Origin of the sequence: Bacillus sp. SRB_8, assembly GCF_003264205.1 — a bacterium.
Lineage (GTDB): Bacteria > Bacillota > Bacilli > Bacillales > Bacillaceae_G > Bacillus_A > Bacillus_A mycoides.
In genome coordinates this window covers 1-390 of the sequence record NZ_NADT01000121.1, presented here as the reverse complement: position 1 = coordinate 390, position 390 = coordinate 1, and the positions used below count along the sequence as shown (strand labels likewise).

Genomic DNA, 390 nt, shown 5'->3' with positions numbered 1-390 from the left:
ATCTAGTTTTCAAAGAACATACCATTTGCTATATAAAATAGCTTTTTGGTGGAGCCTAGCGGGATCGAACCGCTGACCTCCTGCGTGCAAGGCAGGCGCTCTCCCAGCTGAGCTAAGGCCCCGTAAAATGTATGGTGGGCCTAAATGGACTCGAACCATCGACCTCACGCTTATCAGGCGTGCGCTCTAACCAGCTGAGCTATAGGCCCATACAAATTGCGGAATTTATTTATATTATATTCCTATTTAAGAGTCAATACTTATATTGAACTCTCAAAACTAAACGAAAACGAAACACGGAAACTTATATTGATGAACAGTGTTCATCAATTCTCCATAGAAAGGAGGTGATCCAGCCGCACCTTCCGATACGGCTACCTTGTTACGCCT

General features: G+C 44.1%; 2 tRNA genes. Both read right to left on the bottom strand.

Annotated features, from left to right (window positions below):
* Positions 1–46: 46 nt before the first annotated feature.
* A tRNA-Ala gene (locus tag B5P40_RS32195) sits at positions 47–122 on the bottom strand.
* A 10-nt stretch (positions 123–132) separates the two neighbouring features.
* Positions 133–209 (bottom strand) — tRNA-Ile (locus B5P40_RS32190).
* Positions 210–390: the final 181 nt, after the last annotated feature.